The organism is Streptomyces sp. A0642 (genome assembly GCF_004795105.1).
In the GTDB taxonomy this organism is placed as follows: Bacteria; Actinomycetota; Actinomycetes; order Streptomycetales; family Streptomycetaceae; genus Streptomyces.
Map to the genome: position 1 here is coordinate 155,672 of NZ_SSBL01000010.1, position 17,720 is coordinate 173,391.

The following is a 17,720-nucleotide window of genomic DNA, read 5'->3' on the forward strand; positions in this document are numbered from 1 at the left end:
CACCTCGCAGGGTTCAGGCCGCCACGCGAAGCGCAGCTTCATACTCCCCCGGTTCCCCTAGATCCCAATATGTCCAGGTAGGCGGCATCCGGTCCCATGCATGGCCCAGCAAGAGCGCGCAAGCGGCCGGCATCGCCAGAAACAAGTGCACCTCTGGCGGCTTGAGTTGTCTGCGCAGCACTCTCAACTCCTCACGGAGCTGGAAGATCACCGCCTGGGCGTGTGCGAGGTCACTCAAGGCCGCACGTCCGGGATGCGGGACGCGCGCTCGCACGTGATGTACGTCCGGTAGCGACGCCCCAAGGAAACTCTCGACCTCTTCAGCGATGTCCACGGAGAAACTGACACTCACTGCCCAGGGCCTACCAACCGCGACGCTAGGATCTTGCACCGACGAGATCGTAAGGTCTGCCTGCGAGTTGGGCGACACCGACGACCACCACATGCCATCACGTGCCTGAGCGCCCACCGTGAAACCTGCTGTGCTCCCGAAATGCGCACCCACGGCAAACCACATGGGTAGCCTCATTGGACCGTCGACTTCTAGCGTCCGGATGCCCGCAGCCCGAAGCCGCTCACGGGATGTGGTCAAATCTCCCAGCACGAGAGGCCTGGCGAGCAACGGGGCAGAGAATCGCCTACGCGTGCGCGGCTCATCTCCGGCTAGGAGTTCTACCCAATCGATCGCATGGCTAGCAACCTGCGCTCGCGGGTTACCTTCCAGCGCTTGAATGACCAATAGGCCTGATGACTCGGTGGAACAAATTTCGAGAGAGCCAATTATTCTGGATAGATCGCCGGGAGAGAAGCGTTGCCGCGGGGCCTTTACCCAGTCACGAACACACTGAACCCCCAATGCAATCGCCGAATCATCAACTCGCACGCGGGCGCCGATGGCAGCGTCACGAACCTTTTCCCGCCACTCCTTCTCAGACTGGGCATGCCTGATCTCAAAGTAATCAAGAAAGTGAAGCAACTCCGCTTCAGAGACGCCAAGATGATCCGCCCACCGCGTGCGGGCCGTTGCTAGGATCCCGGTACCGTGGCGCAACGTTTCGACGATTCGGGCGTCCGTTGTCGCTCGGGCAGCAAGCACCTGGTCGGTAGCTTCGATGGCTTTGGTCGTAGCCAATACGATGTTTGGCCGTGGACCAAGATCCTGGCTCAGCTTCACCCAACTCGCATAAAGCCGTTGGAGCAGGCTCTGCTTATCCTTTTCCTTCTCGAAGAGCCATTCTTCGTTAAGTGGCGTGGATGCATTGACCGATGCCTTGATTTGCCAGTACTCCCGCTGCCCGCTGGCGTGCCGCAATGTCATATCATCAACATTGCCTGCGCTTGCCGCCTCAACAGCTAGGTCAACCACAGTAGCGCCTACCTGCTGAGTGCGCAGAACGTGGTACCAGACAATTAGGTGTTGAACATCATCACCAAGTAGGCGGGCGCCGCTTGCCGCCCGCGAATTCGAATTCGCCATTTAAGAAGCGGAACCGAATGGCCGGGTAGGAGGCGTTCGCGAAATGACTTCTTTCGCTATGGAGGAATTCACGGCTACACCACGGCGATAGGCAGAGAGAACAATCTCCGGAACCAAGCGCTGCCTCAGATCCGAGTAGGTGTAGGCGTAAGGCCAGACACCGTTTTCCGCCGTGGCGGTAGCAAGTGATTCAACATCGGAGATAGAAATCTCGGTGCCGGCCAGCAGGCGCAAAAGTAGAGCGGCACGCTGTTCATGGGACGGCCGGTTGAAGACTTGAATCGCAGCAGCTCGCCGCTGAACGGCAGGGTCAAGCGCATCAAGTCGATTCGTGCACAGAATCGTAAGCACGGGAATGCGATCTACTCGCAAGCCATCAATCCCACGGAGTAGCGCGTTCACACCCGCCCTGTCTTCATGGTGCATCTGCGCAAGTTCGCGTGACTGAGCCAGGGCGTCAGCCTCATCAATGAGTAGAACGCCAAGGCTGGATGCAGTTCCATCCTGTTTCCGGGCACAGGCAAAGTCAGAAGAAATACGCTCGAAAGCACGAGTCAGAAGGGTCGTCATCTCACCAACTGCACCTCGGCCTCTGGCACTGAGACTGAGAGGGTAGAGCGACACGTCGACATGCGCTCGGGTTGCGATTGCCTGACCAATGACTTCCGCTACCTCCGTCTTGCCGACCCCGACGTCGCCAGCGAATACGAACATGGGAGTCCGGTCAAGAACAGCGCTGACCGCGGGGATAATTTCCCCATGGACAGCCGTACTCCAACTCGCCATAGCGGAAGAGTCAAGCAATGCAATGGCGTCCACCACGAGCCGGTCAACGATCTCGTCCAACCCCACAAGCGAATTAAGACGCGCCTGCGCTGACGAGTTGGGGAACTCCTCTGTGCGCGTAAACAGGCCATCGATACTCACAACCAGCTCCGAAAAGTAGTCCTCTGCACCTCGACGCCGCCCGCCGAGTAGGTCCGATCAGTTATCCACTGGCCATGACCGTCGCTTGGCAGTGAACCTGTAGTTCGCACAAAGGGCAGCCTCGTATTCACGGAATCTCGTCCCGGCTCCCCGAGGAGGTACCAGCTGTTCGAAAAGGTCAGAAAGTTGAACCAATTCGCGTCGCTTACGTCCAAACCGTGGGGCACCCCGCCGGCGCTTCCGGCGCCCCCGAGTGAACCATCTGGCCCAACCTTGTACCGGAGTGACCACACAACCTGGTCGCTCTTCTCGAATCCGAACTGATACTCGGCGACGTATCCTCCGAGAAGAAGCTCTTCGAGCTCAAGCCGGTACTCATCGAGTCTGCCGCTGCTGGGAACTCCATAGAGAACATGACTTTGGCGTAGATCGGTTGCAACCCGACCTGCCAGACGACGGGCATGAACTCGAGTGAAGCTCTCAGCATAGGTGTAGCTGCTCACCCTGCCGCCTTAAAGCTCGGACCAAGGACGTCCTGCCACAGCTCCACTGCCTGACCCTGAGCAGGTTCGTAGTATGCCGTGGAGATGGCATCGAAGGCTGTCTGGGCTGCATTCACCAGCCGATCACGTTCTTGAAGCCCGTAATGCTCGGCCACGTTATTCTCGGGGTTCACTGGATCGAGGATCTGGATTGCACTGTCACCCCGCACAGGGAGCTCCGACTTGTGACCGAAGTCAGTGAAGGCGATTTGCGCATCGAAGCCGCCGCCGACAATAAAGGCGAAAAATGCCTCAAGCGCTTCGGGGTAGTTATGTAGCGCTTGCCCATTGTCGGCCAGATGCACCCAGATCAATTCAAGCATGAAGCTCTTACACTTGAATTCGCCGTCACGCCTCTTCTGCAGCCGAGCCCACCACTTCGTGAAGCGAATCAACTGCGCAAGGTGCGTGGGGTGCGCTTTCTTGCGACTGCGGATGAAATCCAGATGTTGTCGGACACTCGTCTTCAGCTTCTGACCGTTATGTTTGTTTACGAGATAGCCGACATCATTGGTCGCTCCCGCATAGAGCACGGGCACGACGTCGACTTCGAGACCGCTGGAAGCGAATCGTACCGTCACACAGTTCGTCTTGGGCATCACCTGGTCGGCAGAGAGCGCCGGATAGGCATCTGCCACACGATCAGCAACCCACTGGACGAGACCGGGCACATCCCCGGGAGCCTGTTCGGCTCTTACATACAATGCAAGGTCACGGTCATTGACGTTTCGGAGCGCCGTACCTTTGGCGACGGATCCGGCATGCAGGGATTTTACGAGGCCATAGCCTGGCGTCTCGGAGATTTTCGAGGCGATACGGTCGCGCAGCCTGTTCACTTGCGCGCGCTGATCATCAACCTCGGCCTTTCTCAGGTTCACCCTATCGCCCGCAAAGGCAACAAGATCGCGGTGCTCAACCTGGGGCATAAGCCCCCCTTCCCCCTGTTGCGTTTGACGCAACATTGATGCGCTTACATGCCCGAGCCGTTCCAACCTGGCGGGCAAGGCGTGGGGTGCCACAACTTGGTAGTTGTGGCACCCCACGCGACCTGGGGCTATCGTGCTACACGAAGGCTGCCGAATGTTGCGTTAGACGCAATTCCGCTCAGTTTCAGCTGCAACCGCTGGTGGAGCCGCAGCCCTCGCAGATGTAGCAGGAACCGGCGCGCTGCATCTTCGTACCGCAGGAGAAGCAGAGCGGGGCGTCGGCGCTGATGCCGAGCTGCATCTCGACGAGCTCCGCCGAGGTGTGCGCCGTCTTCGGAGCCGGAGTGCCGGCCTCCTCGACGGTGGTGACCACCTTCAGCGGCTCCGGCTGTGCGGTCGGAGCCGACTGGGCCATGCTCTCGGCCTCCAGCTGCTCCTCCTCGAACGTCGGCTCGTAGGAACCGGTGTCGAGGTGGCGCTGGCGCTCCTCGGCGGAGTGGATGCCGAGGGCCGAGCGGGTCTCGAAGGGCAGGAAGTCCAGCGCCAGGCGGCGGAAGATGTAGTCGACGATCGACTGCGCCATCCGCACGTCCGGGTCGTCCGTCATGCCGGCCGGCTCGAACCGCATGTTGGTGAACTTCGAGACGTACGTCTCCAGCGGGACGCCGTACTGCAGACCCACCGAGACGGCGATGGAGAAGGCGTCCATCATGCCCGCGAGGGTCGAGCCCTGCTTGGACATCTTCAGGAAGACCTCGCCGAGACCGTCGTCCGGGTAGGAGTTGGCGGTCATGTAACCCTCGGCGCCGCCCACCGTGAAGGAGGTGGTGATGCCGGGACGGCCCTTGGGCAGACGCTTGCGGACCGGGCGGTACTCGACGACCTTCTCGACCGCGGTACGGATGGTCTCCTCGGCCTTGGCGGTGACCGCCTCCTTCTCCTTCTCCTTGGTCTTCGCGGAGAGGGGCTGGCCGACCTTGCAGTTGTCGCGGTAGATCGCGAGCGCCTTGACGCCCATCTTCCACGCCTCGAAGTAGACCTCTTCGACGTCCTCGACGGTCGCCGTCTCCGGCAGGTTCACCGTCTTGGAGAGCGCGCCGGAGATCCACGGCTGGATGGCCGCCATCATGCGGACGTGGCCCATCGCGGAGATGGAACGCTCGCCCATCGCGCAGTCGAAGACCTCGTAGTGCTCGGTCTTCAGGCCGGGGGCGTCGATCACGTTGCCGTGCTCGGCGATGTGGGCGACGACCGCCTCGATCTGCTCCTCCTGGTAGCCCAGGCGGCGCAGGGCCTGCGGGACGGTGCCGTTGACGATCTGCATCGAACCGCCGCCGACCAGCTTCTTGAACTTGACCAGGGCGAGGTCGGGCTCGAGGCCGGTGGTGTCGCAGGACATCGCGAGACCGATGGTGCCGGTGGGCGCGATGACCGAGGCCTGCGCGTTGCGGAAGCCGTTCTTCGCGCCGAGGCGGATGACGTCCTGCCAGGCCTCCGTCGCGGCGGCCCAGACCGGGTTGTCCAGGTCGTCGGCGTGCACGGCCGCGGCGTTCGCGTCGGCGTGCTGCTTCATGACGCGCTGGTGCGGCTCGGCGTTGCGGGCGTAGCCGTCGTACGGGCCGACGACCGCGGCCAGCTCGGCGGAGCGCTTGTACGAGGTGCCGGTCATCAGCGAGGTGATGGCGCCGGCGAGGGCGCGGCCGCCGTCGCTGTCGTACGCGTGGCCGGTCGCCATCAGCAGGGCGCCGAGGTTGGCGTAGCCGATGCCGAGCTGACGGAAGGCGCGGGTGTTCTCGCCGATCTTCTCGGTCGGGAAGTCGGCGAAGCAGATGGAGATGTCCATCGCGGTGATGACCAGCTCGACGACCTTGGCGAAGCGCTCGGACTGGAAGGACTGGTTGCCCTTGCCGTCGTCCTTGAGGAACTTCATCAGGTTCAGCGAGGCGAGGTTGCACGAGGTGTTGTCCAGGTGCATGTACTCGCTGCACGGGTTCGAGCCGTTGATCCGGCCGGACTCCGGGCAGGTGTGCCACTGGTTGATCGTGTCGTCGTACTGGATGCCCGGGTCGGCGCAGGCCCAGGCCGCCTCGGCCATCTTGCGGAAGAGGGACTTGGCCTCGACCTCTTCGATGACCTCGCCGGTCATGCGGGCGCGCAGCCCGAACTTCCCGCCGGACTCGACGGCCTTCATGAACTCGTCGTTCACCCGGACCGAGTTGTTGGCGTTCTGGTACTGGACGGACGTGATGTCGTCGCCGCCCAGGTCCATGTCGAAGCCCGCGTCCCGCAGGGCGCGGATCTTCTCCTCCTCCTTCACCTTGGTCTCGATGAAGTTCTCGATGTCGGGGTGGTCGACGTCGAGAATGACCATCTTGGCCGCGCGACGGGTGGCTCCACCGGACTTGATCGTCCCGGCGGACGCGTCCGCGCCCCGCATGAAGGAGACCGGTCCGGAGGCGTTGCCACCGGAGGAGAGGAGCTCCTTGGAGGAGCGGATGCGGGAGAGGTTCAGGCCGGCGCCGGAGCCGCCCTTGAAGATCATGCCCTCTTCCTTGTACCAGTCGAGGATCGACTCCATGGAGTCGTCGACGGCCAGGATGAAGCAGGCGGAGACCTGCTGCGGCTGGGGCGTGCCGACGTTGAACCAGACCGGCGAGTTGAAGCTGAAGATCTGGTGCAGGAGGGCGTACGCCAGCTCGTGCTCGAAGATCTCGGCGTCCGCGGGGGAAGCGAAGTAGCTGTAGTCCTCGCCGGCCTTCCGGTACGTCTTCACGATCCGGTCGATCAGCTGTCGCAGACCGGTCTCGCGCTGAGGAGTGCCGACAGCCCCGCGGAAGTACTTGCTGGTGACGATGTTGACCGCGTTCACCGACCAGAAGTCGGGGAACTCGACGCCACGCTGCTCGAAGTTGATCGAGCCGTCGCGCCAGTTGGTCATGACGACGTCACGGCGCTCCCACGCCACCTCGTCGTACGGATGCACGCCGGGGGTGGTGTGGATGCGCTCGATACGCAGGCCCTGCTTGGTCGCAGTCGACTTGGTCCCCTTGGTGCGGGAACCTCGTGCCTGGCCGCTCGCCGTCTCTGTCATGCCGCCTCCCATATGTGGCATATGTGGGCAAAAACGCCCTGAAGTGCCGAGAACTTCCCCGGGCACCGTGTGTGTCTGATGCTTCGGACGCCGCGTACGCCTTGCGTCGCCCGGAGCAGGTCCAGGTGCCGGCCCGCGGCCGATCCTCGGATCAGCGGGGCCGGCGGGTGCCGCTCAGTCGGCGGCGACGGCGGGAACGGGGACCTCCAGGGTCTCGCCGGTCCCGCACCCTTGTGCGGGAGGCCGCCGCTCGCGGAGTTCCACGATGGCGGCCTCGAAGTCCTCGAGGCTGTTGAAGGCCCGGTACACGGACGCGAACCGCAGGTAGGCGACGAGGTCGAGTTCCTGCAGGGGGCCGAGGATGGCCAGACCCACGTCGTGCGTCGTCAGCTCGGCGCTCCCGGTGGCGCGCACCGCCTCCTCGACCCGCTGGCCGAGCTTGGCGAGGGCGTCCTCGGTGACCGGCCGCCCCTGGCACGCCTTGCGCACGCCGGAGATGACCTTGGTGCGGCTGAAGGGCTCGGTGACGCCGCTGCGCTTGACCACCATGAGCGAACAGGTCTCCACCGTCGTGAAACGGCGGGAGCAGTCGGGGCACTGGCGACGCCGTCGGATCGAGGTCCCGTCGTCGGTGGTGCGACTGTCGACGACCCGGCTGTCGGGGTGCCTGCAGAAGGGGCAGTGCATGGCTCCCAACCCTCCTTCTCAGCACGACTGAATAGCCTCTTCAGCCCCGGTGAGGGGCCTTCGAAGCGGTCTCAAGCATAGGCGATGGCCACACCCCCGATGGACGGGGACCACAACTTCTGGGTGGCCGAGGCAATCCAACCACTAGATCTTGGGTTTGGTCGCGCATCTGGCCCTAGCGCGTGTCGTGCGCCCCGGGCGGCCGGAAGGCAGCGTACGACCGACCAAGAGGGTACGGGAAGCGGACGGCGCGACCGAGTGCGGGGCGACGGCCGCGGGGCGGCGCGAACGACCGGAGGGAGGCACGGGGGACCACCCCCGCGCGTCGGCGCGGCGGGGGCGGAGGGTAGCGTCAGGGTCCGAATTGCCGGCCGGCCCGCCCGTTCAGGACAAGGGGCCGGCCGAGCGGCGGAACACTCCCGGCTTCGCTCATACACCCAGTACTGAACACACGGCAGACTTTTATTCGTTTTTCACTCGAACGTGTGTTTGGCGCAACCTTTCGAAAGCTACTACCGTTGTCCAGCTAGGGAGACCATTCGAGAGGGGCCGACGTGACCACCACCGCAGACAGTGCCATCATCACTGCCCAGGACCGCTCCCAGAGCCGACTCGAGCCGGTGCATGCCATGAATGACTCAGTCACGAACACGGAGGGGCCGGAGCCCGCGCGCCCAGCGCGCTCGCTGCCCGGACGACCTCCTGGAATCCGGGCGGACAGCTCGGGGCTCACGGACCGGCAGCGGCGAGTGATCGAGGTCATCCGGGACTCCGTACAACGGCGGGGCTACCCCCCGTCGATGCGGGAGATCGGTCAGGCGGTGGGCCTGTCCAGCACGTCCTCCGTCGCACATCAGCTGATGGCCCTGGAGCGCAAGGGGTTCCTGCGCCGCGACCCCCATCGCCCCCGGGCGTACGAGGTGCGTGGCTCGGACCAGCCCAGCACGCAGGCCACGGACACGACGGGCAAGCCCGCGGCGTCCTATGTGCCGCTGGTCGGCAGGATCGCGGCCGGTGGTCCGATCCTCGCCGAGGAATCGGTCGAGGACGTGTTCCCCCTCCCCCGCCAGCTGGTCGGGGACGGCGAGCTCTTCGTGCTGAAGGTCGTCGGTGACTCGATGATCGAAGCCGCGATCTGTGACGGCGACTGGGTCACCGTGCGCCGCCAGCCCGTGGCGGAGAACGGCGACATCGTGGCGGCGATGCTGGACGGCGAGGCCACGGTCAAGCGGTTCAAGCGCGAGGACGGCCATGTGTGGCTGCTGCCGCACAACTCCGCGTACCAGCCGATCCCCGGCGACGAGGCGACGATTCTCGGCAAGGTCGTGGCGGTACTGCGGCGGGTGTGAAGCCCCTCCCGGTCCCGTAGGGCCCCTGGATCCGTTGCCCGGATCCGGGGGCCCTGGTCGTGTCTCCACGGCCTGCGCCGGCCTACTTCCCTTCGGCCTTCGCCGCCGCATCGATCGCGGCGAGCGAGCGGCGCGCCTGGTTCGGGTCGGTCGTGTACCAGAAGTCCGGAAGCGAGGCGCGCAGATAGCTGCCGTACCGGGCATTGGCCAGACGTGGATCGAGCACGGCGACGACGCCCTTGTCCCCCGTGGCCCGCACCAGACGGCCGGCTCCCTGGGCCATCAGCAAGGCCGCGTGCGTGGCGGCCACGGCCATGAAGCCGTTGCCCCCCGCCTCCTCGACCGCCTTCTGGCGCGCGCTCATCAGCGGATCGTCGGGTCGCGGGAACGGGATCCGGTCCATGACCACGAGCTGGCAGCTGGGGCCGGGGACATCGACGCCCTGCCAGAGCGAGAGCGTGCCGAAGAGGCAGGTCTCGGGATCGGCCGCGAAGTTCTTGATCAGCTCCCCGAGGGTCTCCTCGCCCTGGAGGAGGATCGGCTTCTCCAGCCGGCCCCGCAGCTCCTCGGCGGCGGCCTGGGCCCCCCGCATGGAGGAGAACAGTCCGAGCGTGCGCCCGCCTGCGGCTTCCACCAGCTCGGCGAGCTCGTCCAGCATGTCGGTGCGGGCCCCCTCCCGGCCGGGGGTCGCCAGATGCCGGGCCACGTACAGGATTCCCTGTTTCGGGTAGTCGAAGGGCGAGCCGACGTCGAGGCCCTTCCACTGCGGGATGTCGTCGCCCGCGATGCCTTCCGGGGAGAGCCCGAGGGACGCCCCCACCCCGTTGAAGTCGCCGCCGAGCTTGAGGGTGGCCGAGGTGAGGACCACGGAGCGCTCGGCGAAGAGCTTCTCGCGCAGCAGTCCGGAGACCGAGAGCGGCGCGACGCGCACGGAGGCACCGAAGCGGTCGTGGCGCTCGAACCACACGACGTCGTACTCGGACCCCTGCGTGATGCGCTCGGCCACGCCGTGGATCGTCTCGACGGAGGCCAGCGCCTGCTTGCGGACCGCGTCCTCGTCCGCGACGGACTTGTCGCGGGTGGAGCCGAGCGCGGTGATCACCGTGCGAGCGGCGTCGCGCAGCGCCATCAGCGCGTACCCGAGGTCCTCGGGCACCTCCTCGAGTCGGCCCGGCAGAGCCAGCTCCATCACGCGCTCGAAGCCCTCGGACGCCGTCTGCAGGGCGTCGGCGGCCTTCTCGTTGACCAGCTTCGCCGCGCGGCGCACCGCGCGGTTGACCTGGCCGGGCGTGAGCTCGCCGGTGGCCACTCCGGTGACCCGGGAGACCAGTTCATGGGCCTCGTCGACGATCAGGACCTCGTGCTGGGGCAGCACCGGGGCACCCTCGATGGCATCGATGGCCAGCAGCGCGTGGTTCGTCACCACCACGTCGGCGAGCTTGGCCCGCTCCCGGGCCTGCTCGGCGAAGCACTCCGCCCCGTACGCGCACTTGGTCGCGCCCAGGCACTCCCGGGAGGAGACGGAGATCTGCGCCCAGGCCCGGTCCGAGACACCGGGGGTGAGGTCGTCCCGGTCGCCCGTCTCCGTCTCGTCCGCCCAGTCCCGCATGCGCAGGAGGTCCTGACCGAGCTTGCTCGACGGCGCCGCGGCCTCGAACTGGTCGAAGAGCCCCTCTTCCTCCTCCTGCGGCACGCCCTCGTGCAGGCGGTGCAGACAGAGGTAGTTCGACCGGCCCTTGAGCATGGCGAACTGGGGGCGGCGGCGCAGCAGCGGATGCAGGGCGTCGACCGTACGCGGAAGATCGCGCTCCACGAGCTGGCGCTGGAGGGCCAGGGTCGCCGTGGCCACCACGACGCGCTCGCCGTGGGCCAGGGCGGGCACCAGATAGCCGAGCGACTTACCGGTGCCGGTGCCGGCCTGGACGAGCAGGTGGGATTGGTCGTCCACGGCCTCGGCGACGGCCTCGGCCATGGCGGCCTGGCCGGGTCGCTCCGTGCCGCCGACGGCGGTCACGGCGGCGTGCAGGAGCTCGGGGAGGGATGGCTTCGTCATAGCCCGGCCAGCCTACGGGGCGCCACTGACAACGTCGCCCACCACCTGGCTCACGCGGAGGGGTGGAGCGGGTTGGGCACCGTGCCGTGGACGGCCGCGTGCGGCCGCTCGGGCCGGTCGCGGTAGCCGTCCAGGTGCAGCCGGTTGCGGTTGAGACAGAGGCGTTCGATGCGGGGCGTCAGCATGTCGAACATCTCGAACCTCTCCTTCAGCTCGGGGAAGCGGGCGTGGTGGCGCAGGATCTCCGCCCGGACGAGTGACCAGAAGACGCGCTCCGGGACGCCGAGCTGTTCCTCGCAGAGCGGGGACAGGAAGCGGAAGACTCCGGTGAAGAGACCGGAGTGGATGAACTGGGTGAGGAAGGCGGGCTCCTCGGTGAGCAGGACGCTGCGTACGTCCGGCGGCATGGTGTCGTGCTCGGGCAGCGGCCGGGCGCTGATGTTCACGTCGTCGACGAAGTCCTTGATCGCCAGGCGCACCGGGACGTCGTTCTCGTCGAAGACGACGATGGCGTTCTCGCCGTGCGGGGAGAAGACGGTGCCGTAGCGGTACAGGAAGTGCAGCAGCGGCGGGAGCAGCGCGGCGAAGAGCCGGGTGAGCCAGCCGGTCGGTGTGAGACCCGAGCGGGCGACCAGCTCGGCGGTGAACGCTCGTCCCCGCGGATCGGTGTGCAGCAGCGAGGCGAGGGTGCGGGCCCGCTCCCCGGGTGCGAGGCGCGGCAGGAGGGGCTCGCGCCAGATCGCCCCGAGGATCTCCTTGAACTGGTACGGCGTCTCGGGGAGGTGGTCGTAGAGCGGGTGCTCCACCGTGACGGAGGCGACCTCGCCGAGGAGGATGACGCCACAGGTGTCGCGGAGGAACGGATCGTTGTCGCGCATCCCCTGGACCCAGCTGGTGACGGCGGGCGCGGCGAGGGTGCGTTCGGTCGGCAGGCCCCGCCAGACCAGGGTGTTGAGGATAGACAGCGGCAGCTTGACGGTGTGCCGGTCCGGCCGGGACAGGTTGGCGAAGGTGCGGATGGACTGCTGTGGGAGCCGCAGGTCCGGGTCGGCGTGCAGGGGGACGATGTCGCCGGCGGCGATGGCCGGGGCGAACAGGGGCATGATCCACTCGTCCCACTGCCAGGGGTGGACGGGGAGGCAGTAGTAGCCGTCCGGGTCGAGGCCCCGGCGGCGCAGGACGGCGGCGAAGGACTCGCGGACCGCGGGGCCCAGCTCCTGGGCGTAGAGCCGGCCGGGATCGGCGAGCGCGCTCACGCCCCGGTAGGCGGCGATCCGTGAGGAGACGGCGATCCACGGCAGGGTGACCGGAGTGCGGGCCTCGGGGGTGAAGCGGGCCGCGTCCGTGGCGGAGAAGCCGAGCCGCCCCTTGTTGGCGACGATCCAGGGGTGGCCCGTCTGATGGCCCTCGAGCTCGGCGTAGTCGAGGTCGGCCAGCGCGGCGGCGTCGAGCGCGCCGTGGTCCAGACGGGCGTCGGCGGTCAGCGTGGTCGTGAGCTCGCGGACGAGGTGGCCGAGGGTGGCGCCGTCCAGCCCGATGAGGCGGCGGGCGCGGGCGAGGAACAGCAGCGGATCACGGAAGGGGATGCTGCCGGTGACCCGGCCCGGCTCCGCCGGGTCCACCGGGTCTGCCGGGTCCACCGGGTCTGCCGGGTCCGCCGGGTCCCCGGGCTCGGCTTCGGTCGCGCCCGCCTCCGCCCCCGAAGCCGCGCCACGCGATTGCCGGTCCGTCACGTCCGCCCCCGAGGCCGCGTCGCTCGCCCCACAGACTGCCGGGTCCGCCTCCATCGCCACGCTGCTCGCCCCACGGGCTGCCGGGTGGGCCTCCGTTGCCGTGTCGCTCGCCCCACGAACTGCCGGGTCCGCCCCCGAAGCCGCACTGCCCGCCCCACAGGCTGCCAGGTCGGCCTCCGTCGCCGCGCTGCTCGCCTCGCGGATCGAGTCGGGGTCGACGCGCCAACTGCCGTAGACCCCGCGCCGGGCGGTGAAGCTGAGGCTGCTGCCGTCGTCGAGCACCAGGATGTACGTATCGCCCCCGGCGGATCGTGGAACGGGCTGGATGACTTCCTCGTAGGCGAATTCGCCGAGCATCTTGGCGAGCATCCGGGCGGCGGCCCGGTCCCAGACCGCGCGGTTCAGTTCCGGGGTGCTGAGCAGCGTGGGCGGCTGGGCTGCGTCACTGCTCGCGGGATATTGCGTCACGGGGACTCCTCGGGAGGGAACCGGCGGGGTTCGAGCGGCGGGGGCAGGACAGCGGATCGTTCACAGCTGGGCGCGGTGGGGCCGGTCACGGACCATCAGCGCGGCCCGCTTCTCCGGGAGTTCGACCTCGGCGGCGTAGCGGAATCCGGCGCTCAGGAACGCGGAGACGGAGGGGGTGTTCCGGAGGTCGGGCTCGGCGACGACCCGTGTGCACCGGGGACGGTTGTCGAGGACGAGGTCGGAGACGGCGCGGATCAGGGTGCGCCCGATCCCGTGGCCCCGCTGGTCCGCGTCGCCGATGAGGAGGTGGACCCCGGTGTCGTGCGGCCGGATCCGGCAGTGCCGGGCCAGGGGGTCGAGGTCGGCCCGGTAGATCTCCCAGTAGCTCATCGGGACGCCCGAGAGCACGCCCAGACACGGGATGCTGCGTCCGTCTCCGTCGAGTTGGGGCCTCAGGTGCCGGGCGGTGACCGTCTCGTCCCCGGCGAGTTCCCAGAAGGCCGCGACGGCGGGGTCGTTCATCCAGCGGCTGATCACCGCGAGGTCGCGCTCCAGCCGCACGGGGACGAGCTGGAACACTCCGGCCTGCGTGCTGACGGGCTTCCATTCCGCGGGCCGGCCGAGCAGCGGACCGGAGTCCTCCGGCTCGTACCCGGACGACGACGCAGGGCCCTGGGAAGCGGGAGGCGGGGATACGGGGGCGCGGGATACGGGGGCGCGGGAAGGGCGGGTCCGGGAGGGGGCCCTGGAGGCGGGGCCCTCCTCCCCCAGGAGCGCGAGCAGCTCGGCGGTGAGGCGCAGATCGAGCGTGTCCTCGGCACCCGGGCGGGCCTGGGCGGCGGCGCCGGGCCCGGGGGTCGTGGGCGCATCGGTGGGAGGCACGGTGGCGCTCTCCTCTCTCGACGGTGGGCGTCCCGGCTGGGACGGGGGTGGGCCCCTCAGCCGCACAAGGGGTTGGTGACGGTGACGTAGACGGACTGGGTGTCCACGGGCCCGACGAGTTCGTCCAGGCCGCGCAGGCGCGTCAGCATGTTGGCCTTGCAGCGCAGGCGGGGGGATTCCAGCAGCTGCGCGGGGAGCGGGGATCCCAGCGCGGTGGCCGATCCCAGGAACCGGCGGAACGCGGCGAGGAGCACCTGCTCGTCGGCGAGCTGCTGGGAGCCGAACGCCCCGATCAGTCCGAACACGTTGTTGATGCCGAGGTAGTACGCGAAGCGTTCGTCGGTGACGGCGTCGGAGACGAAGGTGTCGCTGACCGATCCGATGCCGGGGAGTCTGCGTTCGAGCGCGGCGCGGTGGGACTCGCGGAAGTAGTAGCCCTGATTGTCGCGGTAGCGGCCGCCGACCGGCCAGCCCTCGGCGTCGAGCAGGACCAGCGTGTTCTGCTGATGCGCTTCGAGGGCGACGCCCGCCTGGCCGTCCAGCCAGAGGACCGGCCGCACCACGCGGTCCAGGTAGCGCAGGAACCACTCGGCGGCGACGGCCGTCGTGGTCCGGCCGGTGGCGGCCCCGAGGCGGCGGACGATGTCGGCGAGGCGGGAACACATGCCCGCCCGGTCCGGCCAGGGGCGCGGCGCGGTGAGCCCGGCGATGCAGACCGCGTCGTCGAACCGGTGGAAGGGGTTGTGGCGCAACATGACGTCGAGGCCCGGGATGTGCTCGCCCTCGGGGGTGTCGGCCGCCAGCCATGCGGGATCCCGGACGATGTCGAATGCGGGGTGGACCGCGTGCCATTGCCGGGCGAGTCCGGTGCGCAGGAGCCGGTGGACCTCCACGCCCCGGCGGAGTTCCTTACGGAGGTTCTCCCGGCGGGAGTTGGTGATGCGTACGCCGAGGGAGAGCTTGAGCATGAGGTCCGTGCCGGGCCGCTGCACGGTGCGCACGGAGGAGGTGGGGTACCAGCGCTCGCCGTAGGGGCCGAGGTCGTGGAGCAGGCCGGAGTCGGCCAGCGCGGCGACTTCGGGCCGCATCGCCAGTTCGCGGGCCTGCCAGGGGTGGAGCGGGATCGGCGTGGTGTGCGGGGGGTGGGCCAGGCCTTCGGCGTGGCGGGCCACGAGTTCCGCGGCCGGGACCGGCCGGCCGTGTTCGGTCCAGGCGGAGTCGGTGGCCAGGACGGACCGGTCGACGGCAATCCAGTGGAGGGGGAAGGAGCCGTAGGACTCCGGGGAGTAGAGGCGGGACTCGGCGTCGGAGAGACCTTCCCGGCTCTTGGGCGAGGGGTGGAGCGGATGGCCGAGGAGGAGCGACTGCTCCGCGGTGAGGAAGAGGTCGGCCTCGGGGGGCGCGGCGGGCCGGCGCCGTCGCTCCGCGATGAATCCGGCGGTCCGCCGTACCGAGTCGGCTACCCGGGCCACCATGTCGGTGCCGTCGTGGTGGTCCGCCTCCCGCCCCAGGAGGGCGGCGACGGTGACGGCGTCGACGGTGGGCGCGCCCTCGGGTGCCGCTTCCAGGAGGGGCGGCCCGAATCGGTGCCAGCCGGTGGCGGACCAGTGGCGGACGGGGATGAGCAGGGCGGTACCGCTGGCGGGGAGCGGGATGCGCAGGGTCTCCCCCTGCGGGCGGGGCAGGTCGCATTCGCGGACCCAGCAGCGCAGCAGATTCTCGGTGCCCGCCGCGTCGGCGGAGCGGAGAGGGTCGGGGTGGTCCAGCGGGTCGGAGTGCTCCAGCGGGGCGGGCGCCGGGGCGGCACAGGCGGTCGCCGTCCGGTGGGCGTGCCGCTGCGCGTGCGGCACCTCCTTCTGGCGCGGCACGGTCGACGCCTCGACGGCGAGGTGGCCGGAGGGCCCGGCCTCTCCCGGGTGGCGGCTGGAGTCGGGGCCGTCGGCCTCGGGCGCGGGGGTGGGGTTCACGGCGGTCTTTCCTGTGATGGTGCGGGTCAGCGGATCGACCCGGTCGCGGTCCGCCGGTGCGGTGAGCGCTCGGCGGCTGCCAGGGCGTCGGCGAGGCGGTCGACGACCGCTGTCGCCTGTTCGTCGGTGAGCGTGAGGGGTGGCAGCAGGCGTACGACGGTGGAGTGACGTCCGCCGAGTTCGACGATGAGCCCGCGGCGCAGACATTCCTGCTGGACGACCGTGGCGAGGACGGGGTCCGGCGGCGCCTCGCCGCCCGCGCCCACCGGGGCGGCCTCGGGGTCGACGAGTTCCACGCCGATCATCAGGCCCCGCCCGCGGACATCCCCGATGCTCGGGTGGTGGGCGACCAGTCCGCGCAGGCTGGCGAGCATCCTGGCCCCGAGTTCGGCGGCCCGGTGGGCGAGCCGGTTCTCCCGCACGTAGGCCAGGGTGGCGGTGCCGGCGGCCATGGCGAGCTGGTTGCCGCGGAAGGTTCCGGCGTGGGCCCCCGGCTGCCAGGTGTCGAGTTCGGAGCGGTAGACGATCACGGCGAGCGGGAGGGATCCGCCGATGGCCTTGGACAGCACCATCACGTCCGGCACGATGCCGCTGTGTTCGACGGCCCAGAAGGCGCCGGTCCGGCCGACGCCGGTCTGGACCTCGTCGGCGATCAGGGGGATGGACCGGGACCGGGTGATCTCCCGCATCCGGCGCATCCAGGCGTCGGGGGCGGGGTTGACCCCGCCCTCGCCCTGGACGGGTTCGAGGATCATGCCGGCCGGTGCGGGCGTTCCGCTCTTGGGGTCGTCCAGCACGCTCTCGGTCCAGCGGGCGGCGAGTTCCGCGCCCTGCTCACCGCCGGTGCCGAAGGGGCAGCGGTAGTCCTGCGGGAAGGGCAGCCGGGTCACTCGTACGTCTTCGGCGCCACCGGACGCGGCCAGGGCTCCGGCGGTCATGCCGTGGTAGGCGCCGGTGAAGGCGAGCAGGCCGCTGCGGCCGGTGGCGGCGCGGACCAGGGTGAAGGCCGCCTCGACCGCGTCGGTGCCGGCCGGTCCGCAGAACTGGATCCGGGCGTCGTCGGCGAATCCGCTCGGCAGGGTGGCGAACAGCTCCGTGGTGAAGGCGTCCTTGACGGGCGTGGCCAAGTCGAGCACGTGCAGGGGCGCACCGGAGTCGAGGACCTTCTTGATCGCTTCCAGGACCACCGGGTGGTTGTGCCCGAGGGCCAGGGTCCCGGCTCCGGAGAGGCAGTCGAGATAGCGCCGTCCGTCCGCGCCTTCGATGGTCAGTCCCCGTGCCCGTACCGGCACGATCGGCAGCGACCGCGCATAGGTGCGGGCGGCGGATTCACGCAGCGACTGGCGGCGCAGGATGCCTTCGTGCGGCGCGAGGGGTGGTGCCGGAGCTGGTTCGGTCACGGCCACGGCTGTTGATCCTCCCGCTGTAACAGTTGCGTTGCACGTCAGCACGATTCCGCAAGGACGGACTGCGGGGGTGAACGCTGTCTCCGTGTCCCCCGTACGTACCAACGACGCCGGGCGCGGCGGATCACGGGTACATCCGAAGATCCTTGCGGGAGCGCGAGCGGGCGGTGTCCGCGGAATAGCGTCGTCCGCCCGAAGGGCGGGGCCCGCCT

12 protein-coding genes are annotated in these 17,720 nt (G+C 68.4%); 1 reads left to right on the forward strand and 11 read right to left on the reverse strand.

The window, feature by feature from the left end:
* Positions 1-13: 13 nt before the first annotated feature.
* From E6R60_RS19530 to nrdR, 6 genes are all read right to left on the reverse strand, one after another.
* Positions 14-1,477: an SAVED domain-containing protein gene (locus E6R60_RS19530; protein WP_136327872.1), complete on the reverse strand. Its 1,464-nt coding sequence runs from the start codon at positions 1,475-1,477 to the stop codon at positions 14-16.
* Positions 1,478-2,404, reverse strand: a complete 927-nt coding sequence (locus E6R60_RS19535) for an ATP-binding protein (protein ID WP_136327873.1) — start codon at positions 2,402-2,404, stop codon at positions 1,478-1,480.
* The gene (locus E6R60_RS19540; protein WP_136327874.1) at positions 2,401-2,907 is read right to left on the reverse strand and encodes a hypothetical protein; all 507 of its coding nucleotides are present in this window, start codon (positions 2,905-2,907) and stop codon (positions 2,401-2,403) included. The genes E6R60_RS19535 and E6R60_RS19540 overlap by 4 nt, the downstream gene beginning before the upstream one ends.
* Positions 2,904-3,872, reverse strand: a complete 969-nt coding sequence (locus E6R60_RS19545) for a CBASS oligonucleotide cyclase (RefSeq protein ID WP_168713645.1) — start codon at positions 3,870-3,872, stop codon at positions 2,904-2,906. Before E6R60_RS19545 ends, E6R60_RS19540 begins: the two co-directional genes overlap by 4 nt.
* A 184-nt stretch (positions 3,873-4,056) precedes the next feature.
* Positions 4,057-6,963, reverse strand: coding sequence for a vitamin B12-dependent ribonucleotide reductase (locus E6R60_RS19550; RefSeq protein WP_136327876.1), 2,907 nt, complete (start codon positions 6,961-6,963; stop codon positions 4,057-4,059).
* Positions 6,964-7,137: 174 nt separating this feature from the next.
* Positions 7,138-7,650, reverse strand: a complete 513-nt coding sequence (gene nrdR / locus E6R60_RS19555; protein ID WP_136327877.1) for a transcriptional regulator NrdR — start codon at positions 7,648-7,650, stop codon at positions 7,138-7,140.
* A gap of 554 nt (positions 7,651-8,204) precedes the next feature.
* On the opposite strand from nrdR, the gene lexA reads away from it, so the two are divergent.
* Positions 8,205-8,999, forward strand: coding sequence for a transcriptional repressor LexA (gene lexA / locus E6R60_RS19560; RefSeq protein WP_136327878.1), 795 nt, complete (start codon positions 8,205-8,207; stop codon positions 8,997-8,999).
* 82 nt (positions 9,000-9,081) lie between these two features.
* Here the strand turns inward: lexA and E6R60_RS19565 are convergent, their stop codons facing one another.
* Genes E6R60_RS19565 through E6R60_RS19590 form a run of 5 tightly spaced genes read right to left on the reverse strand, consistent with a single transcriptional unit; the run spans position 9,082 to position 17,508 of the window.
* Entirely contained in the window at positions 9,082-11,052 is a 1,971-nt protein-coding gene (locus E6R60_RS19565; RefSeq protein WP_136327879.1) for an ATP-dependent DNA helicase, read from the reverse strand.
* A gap of 50 nt (positions 11,053-11,102) precedes the next feature.
* Positions 11,103-13,253 carry an IucA/IucC family protein gene (locus E6R60_RS19570; protein WP_240802624.1) on the reverse strand — a complete coding sequence of 717 codons (2,151 nt, stop codon included), beginning with the start codon at positions 13,251-13,253 and terminating at the stop codon, positions 11,103-11,105.
* A 60-nt stretch (positions 13,254-13,313) separates the two neighbouring features.
* Positions 13,314-14,135, reverse strand: coding sequence for a GNAT family N-acetyltransferase (locus tag E6R60_RS19580; protein WP_240802625.1), 822 nt, complete (start codon positions 14,133-14,135; stop codon positions 13,314-13,316).
* 56 nt (positions 14,136-14,191) lie between these two features.
* A complete protein-coding gene (locus E6R60_RS19585; RefSeq protein WP_136327880.1) occupies positions 14,192-16,102 on the reverse strand; it encodes an IucA/IucC family protein in 1,911 nt (636 codons plus the stop codon).
* 26 nt (positions 16,103-16,128) lie between these two features.
* A complete protein-coding gene (locus E6R60_RS19590; RefSeq protein WP_136327881.1) occupies positions 16,129-17,508 on the reverse strand; it encodes a diaminobutyrate--2-oxoglutarate transaminase family protein in 1,380 nt (459 codons plus the stop codon).
* Between the last annotated feature and the right edge of the window lie 212 nt (positions 17,509-17,720).